Origin of the sequence: Polaribacter sp. 20A6 (assembly GCF_011378915.1) — a bacterium.
In the GTDB taxonomy this organism is placed as follows: domain Bacteria; phylum Bacteroidota; class Bacteroidia; order Flavobacteriales; family Flavobacteriaceae; genus Polaribacter; species Polaribacter sejongensis.
In genome coordinates this window covers 21,892-40,474 of the sequence record NZ_WTPZ01000009.1, presented here as the reverse complement: position 1 = coordinate 40,474, position 18,583 = coordinate 21,892, and the positions used below count along the sequence as shown (strand labels likewise).

Below are 18,583 nucleotides of genomic sequence, written 5' to 3'. Positions count from 1 at the left end.
GTCAACTCTTCTTTTTTTATAAAATTGAACGGTATGAGTTCATTCTTTTGTGCATTGAATTAAGAAAGAACAGATTAGTGTGTTAAATTTGTTTTAAAGCAAACTCACATGAATAAAAATAAAACCTTTAAAATATTATTAGTAGTTATTTCTATTTTGGTAGTTTATAAAATTGTGGATTATTATGTTACAGACAAAGTAGATGCTTATTTAAAAACACAACCATTAAGTTATGATGCTGTATCAGTAAATTTATTACTTGGTAATATTACTTTAAAGAATGTAACAAGTGTAAAAGATAGTCTTCAATTTACAACCGAAAAATTAGAAATAGAAGATGTTTCTTATTATCAATATCTAAAAAACAAGTCAGTTTCTGTTGGGAATTTAAAAATACTGAACTCTAAAATTACAGGGAAGCTAATAAGTAAAGAAACTAAAAAAGAGGATAATACTAGTCAATCAAGTAAAGCTCCTTTAGATTTAAAAATAGATAATATTCAGTTTGAGAATATCGAAATTGATATCATTAAGAATGATAATTTTCCTTTAACTGTACAAAACATTTCTTTTGAAATGAATGGTTTTGAGTTGGATGATACTCAAAATAAAACGATTCCTTTTTTATATGATCATATAGAAGTCTCAATAAGTAATTTTGAAACTCAGTTTTCTAAAGTTCAGAAAGTTAAATTTTCTAAACTAAATTTTGAAAAAGACAATTTAACCTTAGATAGTTTAGAAATTTTGCCTTTAAAGTCGAGAGAAGAATATATCTATCATGTTTCTCAAGAAAAAGAATTAATGACTTTATTTAGTGAAAAAGTTGTTATTTCTGATATAAAAATTGAAGAAAAAGAAAAACTTCACGTTAGTGTAAACCATGTTTTATTTGATGAAGTTTTTTTTAATTTATATTTAGACGGAACTGTTTTAGAGCATCCAAATATAAGAAAGGATTTGTATAGTAAAAGTCTTAGAGATTTACCTTTTAATATTGATGTGAAAAATGTAGATATTAAAAATTCTAAAATTGTTTATGAAGAATATATAATTGAAAACAACAAACCAGGAATTCTAATTTTCGACAAGTTACAGGCGCAAATAAGTAATATTAATAATAGTAGCGATAAAGCTACTAAGTTAACAACAGCAAAGATTCAATCTAATTTTATGGAACATTGTCCGTTGGATATTGAGTGGACATTTGATATTAATAATAAAAATGATAATTTTAGAATAACAGGAAGTTTGTTTGATGTGAATTCAAAAAACATGAGTTCTTTTTTATTACCTACCATGAATGTGAAAATGGATGGTTATATAGATAAAATGTATTTCGATTTTGAAGGAAATGATTTTGCCTCTAACGGGAAGTTAAATTTAGATTTTAAAAATTTTAACATCAAGGTTTTAGAAAAAGACAAAACTAAAAATAAAGTGCTAAGTTGGTTGGCAAATCTATTTATAAAAGATTCCTCTAAAAACGGAATTGTAAAGGTAGAAACTGAAAATGTAGAAAGAGATACCACAAAATCTTTCTGGAATTTTTTCTGGATAAATGTTCAAAAAGGACTACAAAACTCTTTGATTTAACAGCTTAAATCTATGATTGTTTTTTTAATCTCTGATATTTTTTCTCATAAATAGTAAAAGAAACATAATAAGAAAGAAGGAAATAAACGCAAAAAATAGTAAGGACTTTAGAAACGAATTGCAAGGTTAAAAAACCTTGTACACTTTCTAGTAATTGAAAAACAATACCAAAAGGAATTGCAAAGTAAAGGCTTTGTAATAGTGCGTATTTAACCCTATTATTTCTCTTTGCTTCCCAGTATTCTATAAAGTTGTCTTTCTTTTTTGAACCAGATTCTTTAGAACTCATATTTTGTTTTTATAAGTTTCAAATATAATTAAAACCAAAGATAATTACTTTGGTTTCAAAGGTTAATTATAAAAGAGTTCCTTTTTATCTTCAAGGATCGCTTCTCCTTTTATCAACCAAGAAAAACCAAAAGCCCAAAGCGCAAAGGTTTCAAAATAGAAAATAATGTCTGTTTCATTTCTAGCTTCTTCACTCATAATATAAAAACTGGCACCTGCACCTGCTACACAAACGATTATTAATATTCCACACCAGAAATAAAATTTATTTCTTAATTTTTTCATTTCAGAACGGTTCTGTTCGGCAACTCCTCTTCTAAAGATAACTAAACAGAAATAAGCAAAAACAGCGAATAATAAAGCAGCAGATGAAAAATGAATAGTTCTAACAATACTACTTTCACTGGTTGTAGGAAAAAGCGCAACTAATAATGCAAAGGCACCACCTATGTTGGCAAAAAAGTTATCGTTATATAAAAGTCCTTTTCCTTCACTTTTATAGCCTTTATAAGTAAATAAGAAAAAACCAAGCACAAATAAAAAACCGACAAAAACATCTCTTAGTTTCGTACCATAATAATCACTAATAGAATCTTGAATAAAGTTCTGTTTATCAAAGTAAAACATTCCAAGTCCTAGAATTACAGGTAAAAAGACACCAATAGAACCTATTAACTTTCTTAAAAGTTTGTAGGATATAATTAAATTGTTATCAGATTCATGTTCGGTTTCCATAGCTTGTAGTTGTTTAATTTGTTGGTAATCAAATATAAACAATTATTTAGGGAACTGAGATCTAACAATACAACACAAAAAAAGAGGTAGTCTAAAAGTATTAAGTTTGTCATGCTTAAATAGATTAAGATTGACAAAAGAAACCTTTTAAAGCACCTCTTTTAAATATGTATTCGTTTATTCCTTATAGGTTAGGAATCACTAATTCTTGTCCTATTTGAATTGCATCAGGATTGCTTAAAATATTTGTGTTAGCTTCAAAAATAACATTGTATTTTCCAGATTTTCCGTAATATTTTTTAGATATTTTACTTAAAGTATCTCCACTTTTTACAGTATGAGATGCAAAAATAGAAGTATCAGCAACTTCAATATTTGCTTGTATATCTGTAGGGTTATCACCACCTACTTCTTTTATTTTATCCCAAAGAAGGTTTTTTTCATATTGGTTTTTTGCAGTACCTGTTACGTGTAAAACACCATTTTCTTCTTTTACATCACCATTTGCAATTGCTAATTTCTCACCTAAATCTAATACTCCTTGATATTTTGTTTTCATCTTATTTTTTAGTTATCGTTAATACTTTAAAGATACAAAAAAACCGAAGCAAGAAGCTTCGGTTTTCGATAAAAGTACTGTTTTTATCGTTAGAATTAAACTATCGTAAATAATATTACTTTTTTCTGTTAGATTCGTATTTCTAAAGTGCTACAAATCTAATAATCTATATTCTATAAATGAATCACTTCATCATAAGCGTCAGCAACAGCTTCCATAACTGCTTCACTCATGGTTGGGTGAGGGTGAATTGTTTTTAAAACTTCATGACCAGTAGTTTCTAATTTACGTCCTAAAACTGCTTCAGCAATCATATCTGTAACACCGGCACCAATCATATGGCATCCTAACCATTCTCCGTATTTTGCATCAAAAATAACTTTTACAAAACCTTCAGTAGCTCCTGATGCAGTTGCTTTACCAGATGCAGAAAATGGGAATTTACCAACTTTTAAATCGTAACCAGCTTCTTTAGCTTTCGCTTCCGTCATACCAACAGATGCAATTTCTGGAGTAGCATATGTACAACCAGGAACGTTTCCGTAATCGATTGGCTCTGTATGTAAACCAGCTAATTTTTCAACACAAGTAATTCCTTCTGCAGAAGCAACGTGTGCCAATGCTTGTCCAGGAACTACATCACCAATAGCATAATAACCAGGTAGGTTTGTTTGGTAAAAATCGTTTACTAAGATTTTATCTCTGTCAACAATAATTCCAACATCTTCTAAACCGATGTTTTCAATATTAGATTTAATTCCAACTGCAGATAATAGGATGTCTGCTGTTAAAGTTTCTTCTCCTTTTTTAGTTTTTACAGTAGCAACAACTCCATCACCAGAAGTATCAACAGATTCTACAGAAGAATTTGTCATTACTTTAATACCTGCTTTTTTAATTGATTTTTCAAATTGTTTAGAAACATCAATATCTTCAACTGGTACTACATTAGGCATAAATTCTACAATAGTAACATCAGTTCCCATAGAATTATAAAAGTGAGCAAACTCAACACCAATAGCTCCAGAACCTACAACAATCATAGATTTTGGTTGCGCAGGTAAACTCATTGCTTGTCTATAACCAATTACTTTTTTACCATCTTGTGGCAGGTTCGGTAATTCTCTAGAGCGCGCACCTGTTGCAATAATAATATTGTCTGCACTATATTCAGTTACCGTTCCATCTTCGGCAGTAACATCTACTTTTTTACCAGTTTTAATTTTACCAAAACCGTTAATAATATCAATTTTGTTTTTCTTCATTAAAAAAGCAACACCTTTGCTCATTCCTTCAGCAACACCACGACTTCTTTTAATTACAGCATCAAAATCTTTATCAATAGCTTCTGCTTTTAAACCATATTGATCAACATGCTTTAAATAATCATAAACCTGTGCAGATTTTAACAATGCTTTTGTAGGTATACATCCCCAGTTTAGGCAAATTCCACCTAAGCTTTCTTTCTCTACAATGGCAACTTTAAAGCCTAATTGAGAAGCTCTAATACCTGTTACATAACCTCCAGGTCCACTTCCAATAATAATGATGTCGTATTTCATAATTGTATATTTAACTTTTTATTTTTATCTATGTTACTTCTAGTTATTTTTTTTAATAGTATCTAGAAGTTGGGCGTTTTAACAGGCTTTCCGTTGTATCTTTTGCTAAAAAAGCAAAAGGATGCCACTTCAATCCCTAACGCTTGCTAATTTACTAACTTTTGGTCTTACAGCCAATGTAAGATTCAACTAATTTACATTCTCTCTGGAACCTGAATTCCTAATAATAAAAAGGCAGATTTTATAGTATCAGCTACTTTTTTAGACAATTGCACTCTAAACGCTTTTTTATCTAAATCTTGTTCTCCTAAAATATGTACATTCTGATAAAAAGAATTAAATTCCTTTACCAAATCATACGTGTAATTTGCAATAATTGCTGGTGAATAATTAGCAGCAGCTTGTTGCACTGTTTCCGGATACAACTCTAATTGCTTCAATAACTCTTTTTCCTTTTCGTGTAATTCAATTTTTACAGGTTGAGAATAATCAAAATCTGCTTTTCTAATAATAGACTGAATTCTAGCATACGTATACTGAATAAAAGGACCTGTATTTCCTTGAAAATCTACAGAAGATTTCGGGTCGAATAAGATTCTCTTTTTAGGATCTACTTTTAATATAAAGTATTTTAAAGCACCTAAACCAATGGTTTCGTATAATTCGTTTTTCTCTTCATCAGAATACCCGTCTAGTTTTCCTAATTCTTCAGAAATTTCTTTGGCAGTTGCCGTCATTTCATCCATTAAATCATCTGCATCTACAACAGTACCTTCTCTAGATTTCATTTTACCAGAAGGTAAATCTACCATTCCGTAACTTAAATGATGTAATTGTTTTGCCCAATCAAATCCTAATTTCTTTAAAATTAAGAACAATACCTGAAAGTGATAATCTTGTTCGTTTCCTACCGTATAAACCATTCCGCCAACATCTGCATAATCTTTTACACGTTGTATAGCGGTACCAATATCTTGCGTCATGTAGACAGCTGTTCCGTCAGAACGTAAAACGATTTTCTCGTCTAAACCATCTTCTGTTAAATCGCACCAAACAGAACCGTCTTCTTTTTTATAAAAAACACCTTTTTCTAAACCTTGTGCAACTACATCTTTTCCTAATAAATAAGTATTACTTTCATAATATAAGGTGTCAAAATCTACGCCCATACTTTTGTAAGTAACGTCAAAACCTTTGTAAACCCAAGAGTTCATTTCTTTCCAAAGTGCAACAACTTCGGCATCTCCAGCTTCCCATTTCAACAACATTTGTTGTGCCTCCACAAATAACGGAGCTTCTTTTTTAGCTTCGTCTTCTGTTTTTCCTTCCTCAATTAATTGCGCAATTTCTTTCTTATATTCTTGGTCAAACTTTACGTAGTAATTACCAACCAATTTATCACCTTTTAAACCCGTAGATTCAGGAGTTTCTCCGTTACCAAATTTTTCCCAGGCCAACATAGATTTACAGATATGAATACCTCTATCGTTAATAATCTGGGTTTTGTAAACTTTTTTACCTGCAGCTTTAATAATTTCGGCAACAGAATAACCTAATAAATTATTACGAACGTGCCCTAAGTGTAAAGGTTTGTTGGTATTTGGTGATGAGTATTCTACCATCATGGCTTTGTCATCCGCCTTTGGCGAAACGATTCCATAAGTAGTATCTGTGTAAATAGCATTGAAGAAATTTGTGTAAAAACTATCGTCTATTACTAGGTTTAAGAACCCTTTTACAACGTTATAATTGGTGATTTCAGTAACATTTTCTACTACATATTTACCTAAATCCTCACCAATCTGTACAGGATTTCCTTTTTTGTAACGTAATAAAGGGAATACTACTACTGTAATATCTCCTTCAAATTCTTTTCTAGTTGCTTGAAATTCTACAGTTGGAATTTCTATATTGTATAATGCTAAAAAACCTTCTTTTACTTTGGTTTCTATGATGTTTTGAATGCTCATGTAGTGTCTAAAATTGAAATGCAAAATTACGTTAAAAGATTAAAAGATTCAAGAGTTCACAATTAAAGATTTATAGGTTTCAATTAGAGGAGTTTTAAGGATTATAATAAATATAATTCACATTTAAAATAGTTGGCAATCCTTTTTTTAGAAATCTTTTTTTAAACTATTAAATTGTATTTTTGCACAATGGAAAAACGTCTAGAACAATTACCAAAATTAGCAGAAGAAACTAGAAAGGAAAGTCTAAAGTACTTTGCGACTCTTAAGAAAAGAACGCCTAAAAATTTAGATTATGTTGTGCAGGAATTACATGATGCTGAGTTTAAAAAAACAGATTGTTTAGATTGTGGAAACTGTTGTAAAACTACGAGTCCTATTTTTACGGATAAAGATACAGAACGTATTTCTAAACATTTAAAAATGAAAGTTGCAGATTTTCAAAAGCAATATTTAGAAAGAGACGAAGACAATTTTATGGTGTTAAAAACGGCACCTTGTTCTTTCTTAGATGAATCTGATAATAGCTGTTTTATTTATGATGTTAGACCAAAAGCTTGTGCAGAATACCCGCATACAAATAGAAAAAAGTTTATAAATATTTCAGATTTAACAGTAGCAAATACAGCTATTTGTCCAGCTGCATATTCTATTGTAGAGGCATTAAAAAAAGCAGTACCAATGGTTTCTAAAGTAAAAAAGAGAAGGAGCTAAGTAGTACCTTTGTTAAAGATATCTAAAAATACATTTCAAATATTCTTTTGGCACAGAACTTGCTTTTATAAAAATGAAGACAACGTAGTTAACTGTTTTCATTTTATAATTATTTGAATTAGTTGATTTAAAAAAACCATCTCAAGCGAGATGGTTTTTTAGTTTTATAAATTATTTTTGTATCAACTTAATAGCTTTTACAGTTTCTTTTTGAGGTAATTTACATGTTCCTAAATTACAAACGTAAATGTAAGTTTCATCTTCTACGAACTTATCTTTTAATAGCGGAATACTTTCATTTTCATTTACAGAACCTACAATTATAGTATTAGGTATATAATGATCTTGTAGCTCATTTTTAATATTTTGTGCTTCATTTCCTAGAATTGCAACTTCATAAAAAGGTTTTAAGAATAGAGTTCAATCTTTTTTATATTTTTTAGGTTCTTTAAAATATCAATACAATTAAAGCAGTATAAGCAGCTAACTTACAAAAAGTCTTCCATATAAGATTTAAAGCAAAATATAGAACAAATGAGTATTGGGACTATAGAAGCTTAGGGAATCAAATGAATTGCAACAAATGTTTTATTCTTAGTTGAAATAGTTTTATTAAAATACTTCGTTTAAAAGTAGTTTTATCAAAATAATTAAAAGTAAACTAAATTTGAAAAACATGAGAGTTCCGTTTAACAAAAATATTCCGGTGTTCCTTTTTGTTTTCTGCTTACACATATCATTTATGAAAGCACAAGATAAAATACCACAAATTCAATTAGATAAAAATGAAGTTTCTACTGAATTTATAGAAGCCAAAATAGATAGTATTATTGCTGTTTTAACTTTAGAAGAAAAAGTTGCAATGACACATGCACAATCTAAATTTAGTACAAAAGGAGTTGCTCGGTTAGGTATTCCAGAAGTGTGGATGTCTGATGGACCACATGGAGTTAGAGAAGAAATTAGTTGGGATGCTTGGGAGAATGCAGGTTGGACCAATGATGCTATTACTGCTTTTCCGGCGCTTACATGTTTAGCGGCAACTTTTAACCCAGAATTAGCAGAAAATTATGGTTTTAGTTTAGGTGAAGAAGCAAAATATAGAGAAAAAGAGGTTTTATTAGGTCCTGGTGTAAATATTTATAGAACGCCTATGAATGGTAGAAATTTTGAATATTTAGGAGAAGATCCTTTTTTAGCTTCCACCATGGTAGTTCCTTATATTAAAGGAGTTCAAGACAATGGGGTTGCAGCTTGTGTAAAGCACTTTGCTCTAAATAATCAAGAACATTTAAGAGATAAAATTAATGTAGAAGTAGGTGATAGAGCTTTGCACGAAATTTATTTACCAGCATTTAAAGCAGCGGTGCAAAAAGGAAATGTTTGGGCATTAATGGGCGCTTATAATAAATTTAGAGGTCAGTACACTACTCATAATAAAATTCTGCATAAAATTTTAAAAACAGATTGGAATTTTGATGGTGTTGTAATTAGCGATTGGAGTTCTGTGCATTCTACAGAAGAAGCCGCTTTGTATGGTGTAGATATGGAAATGGGGACAGGAACAGATGGTTTGGGGACTACAACCAATAATCATTATCAACATTATTATTTAGCAAATCCGTTTTTAAAAGCGATAAAAAATGGGGAGTTAAGTGAAGATTTGGTAGACGATAAAGTACGTAGAATATTAAGGTTGATGTATCGTACAAACTTAAATCCGAATAAAACTTTAGGGAAATTGAATACAGATAACCATCTAAAAGTGGCTAGAAAGGTAGCAACAGAAGGAATTGTATTGTTGAAAAATGAAGATAATTTTTTTCCTATTCAGGATAAAAAAGGAATTACAATTGCTGTAATTGGAGAAAATGCTACAAGAGATATGACACAAGGTGGAGGATCTTCTCAATTAAAACCTCTTTTTGAAATTTCTCCTTTGCAAGGGATAAAAGATAGATATAAAAATGCTACAATTATTCATACAATGGGTTATGAGTCTGGTGCTTCTGTTTATGATGAAATTTTACCAGCTAATTTAAACCAAGATTCTTTGTATGTAAAAGCAATTGAGGTTGCAAAAAAAGCAGACATTGTTCTTTTTGTGGGAGGTTTAAATAAAAGTCATCATCAAGATAGTGAAGGAGATGACAGAGAAGTTTTTGATTTGCCTTACGGACAAGAAAAATTAATAAACGGAATTCAAGAAGTTAATGAAAACTTAGGTTTCTTATTGGTTACAGGAAACGCGGTAAAAATGCCTTGGATTTCTAAAACAAAAGGAATTTTACAAACTTGGTATTTGGGTAGTATGGCTGGTCATGCAATAGCAGATGTGGTTAGCGGAGATGTTAACCCTTCGGGGAAACTTCCTTTTTCTTTTCCAAAGGAATTAAATGACAATGCAGCACATGCTTTTGGACAAATTTCGTATCCAGGAGATGGCGTTAATCAAAATTATAGCGAGGGTATTTTAGTTGGATATAGATGGTTTGATACCCGAAAAATAAAACCTCAATATGCTTTCGGATTTGGTTTATCTTATACGGATCTTAAAATTTCTGAAGTAAAAATAGATCAAAAAAAATATGCTAAGAATGATCAAATAAAAATAACTTTTGAGGTTGCAAACACCGGAGATAGAGCAGGAGCAGAAGTTGTACAAGTATATGTTGGTAAACATAAATCTAAAGTAGAAAGAGCTTTAAAAGAATTAAAAGGATTTTCGAAAATATATTTAGAAAAAGGAGCTAATAAAACGGGGACAATTACTATTGATGCATCCACATTAGCCTATTATAATCCAGAAATTTCAGACTGGACTGTAGAAGAAGGAACTTATTATTTATACGTTGGTAACGCATCTAATAATATTGTAAAAAAGATAAAATTTGATTTGTTTTAATTTGAGTTGATTAAAGTGAAAAAGCAGTATGAATTTATTTTTGTACTGCTTTTTTTGAATAAAAAAATGAATCATTCTTTATATAATTACTACAAGTGTAGATATAATTAAAGATAAAGTAAAAAAGTAGCCTTTGTGATTTTTAGGAATTAAAGATGCAATAAATACTTTTTTGATAGAAAATAAACCAACAAAATGAATAATATTATGAAAAAAACATTCCTTCTATTACTGTTATTGGTAACAATTATAAGTTGTAAAGAAAATAAGGAGGCTTCTTTTACAGGAGACACAACGCATGAAGCAAAGATTGAGGTTTTACTCTCTAAAATGTCTTTAGAAGAAAAAATAGGGCAAACCAATTTAAGAGGTATGCACAGTACAGAAAGTGAACTTCCAGAAAAATTAATAGCATCTGTTAAAAAAGGAGAAGTTGGTGCTTTTTTAAACATTATGAATTTAAACTATGTAGATGAACTACAAAGAATCGCGGTTGAAGAGAGTCCAAACGGAATTCCATTAATTTTTGGTAGAGACGTAATTCATGGTTTTAAAACTATTTTTCCAATTCCATTGGGATTAGCTGCAACGTGGGATACACAGATTGTAGAAAAATCTTCTGAAATATCAGCTTTTGAGGCTACCTCATCAGGCATACGATGGACGTTTGCCCCAATGTTAGACATTGCAAGAGATAGCCGATGGGGAAGAATTGCAGAATCTCCAGGAGAAGATCCTTATTTAGCAAACGTTTTAGGTGCTGCTTATATTAAAGGTTTTCAAGGAGATGATTTAAGCAATCCTTATAGAATGGCGGCTTCTGCAAAACATTATATTGCCTATGGTGCTGCCATTGGAGGTAGAGATTACAACACGGTTAATTTAAGTGAACCTCTTTTAAGAAACATTTATTTACCACCATTTAAAGCAGCTATAGATGCTGGTGCTGCAACCGTAATGAGTTCATTTAATGAAATAAACGGAATTCCAGCAACAGGACATGAGTTTCTATTAAAGGATGTTTTAAGAGGAGAATTAAAATTTGATGGCTTTGTTGTAAGTGATTGGGATTCGGTTACAGAAATGATTGCTCATGGTTTTGCAAGTGACGAAAAGCATGCTGCAGAATTAGCAGCTAAAGCAGGATTAGACATGGAAATGAATAGTGAAGCTTATGAAAACCATTTAAAAGAATTGATTAAAGAAGAAAAGGTAACTTTAGAAGAATTAGATGAATTTGTACGTAATATTCTACGAATTAAATTTAGACTTGGTCTTTTTGAAAATCCGCATAGAAATAAAGAACATACGGGTAATTTGTATGCAGAAAGTCATTTAGAAGAAGCTAAAAAAGCAGCGATTGAAAGTACTGTTTTATTAAAAAATAAAAATTCTATCTTACCTCTTTCAGAGAAAACAAATGTTGCCATTATTGGTCCTTTGGCAAATGCGCCACACGAACAATTAGGAACTTGGGCTTTTGATGGAGAAAAAGAACATACCAATACACCTTTAGATGCATATAAAAAAGCGAATACAGATTTTACGTTTGCAAAAGGATTAGGGCATAGCAGAGATACTTCTAAAAAAGGTTTTCTAGAAGCTATAAATAACGCTGAAAAATCTGATGTTATTTTATTTTTTGGAGGAGAAGAAGCAATTTTATCTGGTGAAGCACATAGTAGAGCAAACATTAATTTACCAGGAGCTCAAGAAGAATTAATTAACGAATTGGCTAAAACAGGGAAACCTATTGTTTTAGTAATTATGGCAGGTAGACCTATTACCATTACAAATATTATAGATAAAGTAGATGCTGTTTTAATGGCATGGCACCCAGGAACAATGGGAGGTGAGGCTTTGTATGAAATTCTACATGGAATAAAATCTCCTGAAGGAAGATTGCCCGTTTCTTGGCCAAAAACAGCTGGTCAACTCCCGTATTTTTATAATCATAAAAATACAGGTAGACCTGCGGATAGTATTAATTTTATTCCGATGGATAAAATTCCTATTGCTGCATGGCAAAGTTCACTGGGTAATGATTCTCATTATTTAGATGTCGGTTTTACACCTCATTTTCCTTTCGGTTATGGCTTAACATACACAACTTTTAAATATGCAGATATTTCTATATCTAAAGATATCATTAATTTTAATGAAGATTTAGAGCTTAAGGTATTTATTACAAATACAGGTGAAAATGACGGTAAAGAAATTGCACAACTCTATATACAAGATGTTGTTGGTAGCATTACCAGACCTGTTAAAGAGTTAAAAAGGTTCGAGCATGTATTCTTAAAAAGTGGAGAAACAAAAGAAGTTACTTTTAAAATATCGGCTAAAGATTTAGAGTTTGTCAATCATAAAATGATAAAAGCAGCAGAAGTGGGAGTGTTTAATATTTGGGTTGGACCAAGTGCATCAGAAGGTTTAAAAACATCATTTTCTCTTAAAAAGTAAATATTAACTGGTAGATTCAACGGTTCTTTGTGGTAGCAATAGAGATGTTTTATATATTATTTCCCTAGTTTTTCTCTAGGGAAATATTTAATACAGATTAAGAGTAGTAAAATTATAATGTATTAAAATAAAAGACGCATAATTATTTTAAAATGGAGCCTTTAATTCTTATTGGTTGTAAAGTCAGATGTATCTGAAAGTGTTTTTATGAAAGCGATAATATCATCAATTTCTTGTTTAGATAAATTTAAATGTGCGTTAGAAAGTGTTTGATTTTCTACTTTTACTCCCATTCCTTCTCCACCTCCTAAGTTATAAAACTCTAAAACATCTTCTAAAGTATAAAATAAACCATTGTGCATATAAGGGGCAGTTAAATCTGTATTTCTAATAGAAACCGTTTTAAAAGAATTTTTAAAATAACGTTGTTTATCGCCTATAAGTCCATTATTATAACGCCCTAAGTCTGTGTCTAATTTAGGGTTTATAGAATCAAAACCTTGCGTAATACCTAAAACCTCAGACTCAGATTCTAAATAAAAGGGAGGTGTAGTTCCATTAAAAATTGGAGCAAAATGGCACGTAGCACAAGTTCCTTTTCCCATGAATAAATTAAAACCTCGTTTTGCATTCTCTGGATATTTTGTTGTTTCATTTCTTACATATCTATCAAATGGACTCTTAAAGGATTTTAAAGAATTTACGTAGGCTGCAATAGCATTACTTATAGAACGTTGGTTGATATTTTGTTTGGTAATTCCTTCGTAAGCATCTTTAAATAATTTTCTATAATTAGCATTTTTATTTAATTTTTCTATAATAGCCTTAAAAGTAGTATTAAATTCTAAGGGATTATCTAAAACATGAGCAACTTGAGTTTCTAAAGTAAATGCACGCATATCTAAAAAATAACGTGTAGAATACCCTGCATTTAATAGAGTTGGAGAGTTTCTAGCTCCAAAGACTCCTTTTTTATTAGAGACACTTTTAGGTAGACCATCTGCAAACCCTTTATTTGGATCATGGCAAGTTAAACAAGACATTTTACCACTATTAGAAAGTTGTGGATCATTAAACAATAACTTGCCTAATTTAATTGTTTTTTTATTATCTAAAGGAAGATAAACTAATTCTGAATAAAAATCACTGTCTATAAAATTAACATCAAATATATTTTTTGCTTTATAATTTTGAGCATGTTTTTTATACGGTTCTAATAGAATATTATTTAGATTTTGAAACTCTAATAAGTTACCGTATAACGGATTTACTACTTCTTTTAAAAAGAGCATTCTATCAAATTCATTAAAATTGTTTTCTAATTTTAATAAATTTTCTCCTTTTTCAAAAAGTCTTTTAATATGATGAAATTTAATAATTGCATTAGGATTTATTCCTTCCTTATAGTGCAAAAAAGCAGTTTTCATGCTTTGCAAACTCACTAAACTTTCCTCTAGACCATTTACAGAACCAGGCGTGTCGTAACCTGTAATTCCTAAAGTGAAAATTCTAACCATTCCAGAGCGAATAGACTCTATAATTTGACTAGATTTTAATAGAATTGGTAAGTGGTTTTTTAGAAGGAAATCTACACGCTCTTTTAATTTATTAGCTAATTTTTTAATATGTTGTTTGTTTTCTAAGGAATTTTCTTCAAAAATGGCTTCATCTAATGCCTGCAAACCATTGGGCTTTATAACTTCAGTGGCTTCAAAATATTCACTTATTTTTGGTAACGGAGCTCCGTTTATATAAGTAGTATTGTAAAATGTTTGGTAATAATCAAAAATAAATTCAATTTTCTTATAAGCTAATCTTGTTTTTTTTACTTGGCTTTTTATATCTTTTAAAGAAGCCTTTTTATTTGTAAGAGCATCTAATAAGTTTACTTCTTTTTGAAACTTGTAAAAATTATTTGTATAATCAAAAGCTATATTTTTTAAAATAGAATCTGTTTTATAAACGGCTGTTTTTTTACCAGATAAGATAAAAAAGCAACTAAAAAGCAACATACATAAAATGCTTATTTTTTTCATTTAGTACAAGTTTTATAAACTATTAAGGCTTTTTTATCAGAATAAAAAAGCCTTAATAGTAATTTATTAAAATGAGAATTTAAAATTATTTTAAAATAACAGATTTATAAAACGTTCCCTTATCCGTTGTTATTTCTACAACATACGTACCTAATTCCATTTTTTTAACGTCAATTACTTTGTCATTAGTTTCTTTAATCAACTGCCCAATATTATTATAAAATTTAACTGTTTTTAATTTTTCTTTAGGCTTTAAGTTGATGGTAAGTACACTATTAATGGGAGATATAAACGACTCTTCACTTTTTATAATTTCTTTTTTGATAGAAGAAGATTTAATAGTGATGTTAGGTTTATTGATGGTAAAATAATCATCAATCTCATTAGTATCTCGTATAAATTTAACAGTTAAATTTTGTCCACCTTTACCATCATCATCAACCTCCATAACACAAGAACCTAGTTTATTTAAAGAAATATACATTGCTTTATGGTTTAATTCTCCGCCAGATATTTGTCCTGCAGACCCTGTTGTTATATAAACAGCTCCTTTAGTATCTTCTTTCGTTTTTATGTAAGCACCATTACCATCTATTTTTCCATCTCCATTTCCATTTTTACCAACAATGTTACCTCCTTTAGTTATTTGTTTAGGATTAAAACTATTAGAAAAACCTTGATGCCCGTTTAAAAAATAAGAACGTTCATAAGAATGGCTATGGCCGTTTAAAACAAGGTCTATACCATTGGCTTCTAACATGGGCATAAAGTTTTCTCGCATTTCAATCAATCTATCTTCTACGTCAGAATCATGAGAACCTTTAGAATATGCAGGGTGATGGAATAAAGTTACAATCCAATCTTGTTGTGTATTTTGAATATCTGTTAAAGCCCAATTATACATTGCATCACCAACAGCTCGACTAGAGTGGTGAGAATCTAATATTATAAAATGAATATTAGCATAATTAAAAGAGTAATAAGCTTCAGTGCCAGAGGCTGTTCCGCCTGCTTCGGCTTCTTTAGGAAAAGAAAAAATATCATAATAAGGACCAGATTGCGTGTCTGAATCAGCAGTATAACCATCATGATTCCCTAAACAAGACCAAGCAACAGATTTTTTTAGCATCTCGTTATAAACATCAAAAAAAGCAAGTTTGTATTCTATATCCGTCCCGCTACTATAGGCATTATCGCCTAAAAATAACATCATATCTGTTTTTCCAGTGTTTATAGAATCTGTATCAATATATTTATAATAGGCATCTCTTACATTTCTTTGACTTTTATTATCTGTACCCGGATCTCCCAAAATCCAAGCGCGAACAAATTGATCTGTACCAACTTTTGGAGCAGTTATTACATACATATCACCAGAAATACTTTCAGCTAAAACTTCCTCTTGATTACCAATATTAAAATAGTATTTTGTGTTTGGCAGTAAATTAGATAAATCAACTTGGTGTTCTGTTGTTTTATTTTTATTAATTTTATTGTTAGATAAAGAATCTAATTTAGTTCCGTAATTAACAACAGATGCTGTTGCAATATCCGTTCGCCATTTTACAATAACGCTTGTAGGTGTTCCGCTTTGTAAATAAGGACCTCTTTTTACAATGACAGAAGTTTGAGAAAATAAAGAGACTGAAATTAATGTCAGTAGTAAAAATATGCTTTTTTTAATCATAATATTTAGTTGTTAATGGCGTTTTCTAAAGTTTTAATTTGTTGTTTTAACTTAATTGTAGAATTCATTTTTTTAAACTTAGCATCTAATTTTTCTATATTAATAGAAGCTAATTGTATGGCTATATTTGCTTGCTGATGTTGGTGTAAGCTTGCTAAATATTTGGCTTTTTTATAATACCAAAACTCTTTTCTATTATATTCTATAATAAAATAATTATATTGATTAATTACTTTTTCTGTTTGATTAGATTCTTTTAAATAATCTAACTTTTTTAGTTGAAGAGATAATGTATTTGCACCCAATTTCTCTAAACCTACTTCTATTACTTGTAAAGCATCTTTATAATTTTTATTATTTTCTGCAAGTATTATTTTTGCATATTCTAAAATGTTTTCTGGGCGAATATCTTGTAGATTATCAACAACATATTTGTATGCTTTTACCGATTTTTTATAGGCTTTTAAATGGAATAATATTTGAGCTTCTAGTTTTTTAGCTTTGGTATTTAATTTCTCTTTTTTTAAATAAGAAGTTATAGCTTTTAAAGCTTCGTTATATTCTTCTGATAAATAATTTACCTCAGCAATTCTATATTCTAAAGCATTTTTTTTATTTCCTAAAGTTTTAGATTTTTTATAATCGATTAATGATTTTTTATATTCTGTATGTTGTTGGTATAGTAAACCTCTTTGAAAATAAAGGTTAAAATTATTTGGGTCTTTTTTAATTTCTAGAGTCTTTTTTTCTATTCGAATAGATAAATCTCCGTGTGCAAATACTTGTACGGATAATAATAAAAAGGAAACAATAAAAAGTATTCTTATAAGAAGAGGATTCCCAAAGTTTAGGGAATATGATTTTTTAACCATGTAAAAGGAAGGTTTTTTTAAGGGCAAATGTATATAATCTGTTTGCAAATGATTTTTCGAAAAATTAAAAACAAGAACGACTAAACACGTTGACAATAGAGGGCGTAACGAATATTTAATTTAAAACAAATCAACCTAAATTGTTGTTTATTAGGTTTTTGTGATTTTCTGTTATGTTTAGATTAACAATTAGTTAAGTAAATGTTTATTCTGAAATTGTTTATTAAAACTATAATTATACATGCTTCGTATATTAATTTACAACTAAAATAGGAACAAAACCTGTTTTAAGTACTCTTATTTAGAACTTTAAAAGAGTATGGTTTTTTTATTAGAAAGAAATTTTAAGATATTACTTTTTGTTGTATTTGTGTTCTTTTAGGTGTTTAGAAAGCTTAGTAACAAGTGTTTTTTATTGTCTAAAATTTTTAATTTATGATTTAACGGAATGATAATATATACTTGTTAGTAGTTGCGGTTAAATGCTTTTTTTTTGTAAAATCTAAAGATGATAACAATTAAACTTATGGGTAAGAAGCAAGATTACAATAAGGCCTACAATGAGTATTGGTATCAATTATTTGGGTATGCGAATAATATTTTACATTCTAGTGAAGACGCAGAAGATGTTACGCAAGAAGTTTTTTTAGATTTATGGAATCGGTTAGACAATTTATCAATAGAACATTATAAAGCCTATTTATTTAAAGCTGTAAAATTTCAATGTGCAAAAAGGCTTCGCAGTAAACCTTTTACTGAAGTTTTATTAGAAAAAATGGAAGCTGTTTTTAATTTTGATGATACAGCAGAAAGTGAAAAAATAGAAGAAAATAAAGTAGTACTGATTAAAAAAATAGATATTTTAGCCGACGATTTATTGCCAGAAAGATGTCTTCAAATTTTTAAACTTCGCTTTAAAGAGAGTTTAAGTTACAAAGAAATTGCCGCTGTATTAAATATTTCTACAAGTACAGTTGATAACCAAATAACCAAAGCATTAAAAATTTTACGAGAATCAGGAGTTTATAATTCAGAAATGATGTTACTTCAATTTGTGTTAATAGGCATTGTATCTGCACAATGTTAATTAAGTGTTATCTAGGTTAACAAAACTTTAACTTGAAATAAAAACATAGGGGACATTTAAAATTTGGGTACTTAACAGTAGAGGAATCTATTTTCCAATATGTAAGTAC

General features: G+C 29.5%; 13 protein-coding genes. 5 read left to right on the top strand and 8 right to left on the bottom strand.

Annotated features, from left to right (window positions below; translation table 11 throughout):
- The first annotated feature begins 108 nt into the window (after positions 1-108).
- Positions 109-1,596, top strand: a complete 1,488-nt coding sequence (locus GQS57_RS16555) for a hypothetical protein (protein ID WP_165733976.1) — start codon at positions 109-111, stop codon at positions 1,594-1,596.
- Positions 1,597-1,606: 10 nt separating this feature from the next.
- Here GQS57_RS16555 and GQS57_RS16550 read toward each other — a convergent pair whose 3' ends face one another.
- The 5 genes from GQS57_RS16550 to argS all read right to left on the bottom strand — a co-directional run bounded on the left by GQS57_RS16550 (position 1,607) and on the right by argS (position 6,710).
- Complete coding sequence (locus tag GQS57_RS16550; RefSeq protein ID WP_165733975.1) at positions 1,607-1,885, bottom strand: hypothetical protein; 279 nt, start codon at positions 1,883-1,885, stop codon at positions 1,607-1,609.
- A gap of 62 nt (positions 1,886-1,947) precedes the next feature.
- Positions 1,948-2,619, bottom strand: coding sequence for a hypothetical protein (locus GQS57_RS16545; RefSeq protein ID WP_165733974.1), 672 nt, complete (start codon positions 2,617-2,619; stop codon positions 1,948-1,950).
- Between the two features lie 184 nt (positions 2,620-2,803).
- Positions 2,804-3,178 (bottom strand): LysM peptidoglycan-binding domain-containing protein, encoded by a 375-nt coding sequence (locus GQS57_RS16540; protein ID WP_165733973.1) that lies wholly within the window; start codon positions 3,176-3,178, stop codon positions 2,804-2,806.
- A 173-nt stretch (positions 3,179-3,351) separates the two neighbouring features.
- Positions 3,352-4,740 (bottom strand): dihydrolipoyl dehydrogenase, encoded by a 1,389-nt coding sequence (gene lpdA, locus GQS57_RS16535; RefSeq protein WP_165733972.1) that lies wholly within the window; start codon positions 4,738-4,740, stop codon positions 3,352-3,354.
- A gap of 194 nt (positions 4,741-4,934) precedes the next feature.
- The gene (gene argS / locus GQS57_RS16530; RefSeq protein WP_165733971.1) at positions 4,935-6,710 is read right to left on the bottom strand and encodes an arginine--tRNA ligase; all 1,776 of its coding nucleotides are present in this window, start codon (positions 6,708-6,710) and stop codon (positions 4,935-4,937) included.
- A gap of 189 nt (positions 6,711-6,899) precedes the next feature.
- Between argS and GQS57_RS16525 the strand changes: the two genes are divergently transcribed.
- The 3 genes from GQS57_RS16525 to bglX all read left to right on the top strand — a co-directional run bounded on the left by GQS57_RS16525 (position 6,900) and on the right by bglX (position 12,792).
- A complete protein-coding gene (locus GQS57_RS16525; protein ID WP_165733970.1) occupies positions 6,900-7,424 on the top strand; it encodes a YkgJ family cysteine cluster protein in 525 nt (174 codons plus the stop codon).
- 742 nt (positions 7,425-8,166) lie between these two features.
- Positions 8,167-10,329 (top strand): glycoside hydrolase family 3 protein, encoded by a 2,163-nt coding sequence (locus GQS57_RS16520; protein ID WP_240915514.1) that lies wholly within the window; start codon positions 8,167-8,169, stop codon positions 10,327-10,329.
- Positions 10,330-10,536: 207 nt separating this feature from the next.
- Positions 10,537-12,792 carry a beta-glucosidase BglX gene (gene bglX, locus GQS57_RS16515; protein WP_165733969.1) on the top strand — a complete coding sequence of 752 codons (2,256 nt, stop codon included), beginning with the start codon at positions 10,537-10,539 and terminating at the stop codon, positions 12,790-12,792.
- 161 nt (positions 12,793-12,953) lie between these two features.
- Here bglX and GQS57_RS16510 read toward each other — a convergent pair whose 3' ends face one another.
- From GQS57_RS16510 to GQS57_RS16500, 3 genes are all read right to left on the bottom strand, one after another.
- Entirely contained in the window at positions 12,954-14,828 is a 1,875-nt protein-coding gene (locus tag GQS57_RS16510; RefSeq protein WP_165733968.1) for a cytochrome-c peroxidase, read from the bottom strand.
- A gap of 85 nt (positions 14,829-14,913) precedes the next feature.
- Positions 14,914-16,515: a metallophosphoesterase gene (locus tag GQS57_RS16505; RefSeq protein WP_165733967.1), complete on the bottom strand. Its 1,602-nt coding sequence runs from the start codon at positions 16,513-16,515 to the stop codon at positions 14,914-14,916.
- A 5-nt stretch (positions 16,516-16,520) separates the two neighbouring features.
- Positions 16,521-17,387: a lipopolysaccharide assembly protein LapB gene (locus GQS57_RS16500; RefSeq protein WP_165733966.1), complete on the bottom strand. Its 867-nt coding sequence runs from the start codon at positions 17,385-17,387 to the stop codon at positions 16,521-16,523.
- A gap of 508 nt (positions 17,388-17,895) precedes the next feature.
- On the opposite strand from GQS57_RS16500, the gene GQS57_RS16495 reads away from it, so the two are divergent.
- A complete protein-coding gene (locus GQS57_RS16495) occupies positions 17,896-18,474 on the top strand; it encodes a sigma-70 family RNA polymerase sigma factor (RefSeq protein WP_165733965.1) in 579 nt (192 codons plus the stop codon).
- Positions 18,475-18,583 lie beyond the last annotated feature (109 nt).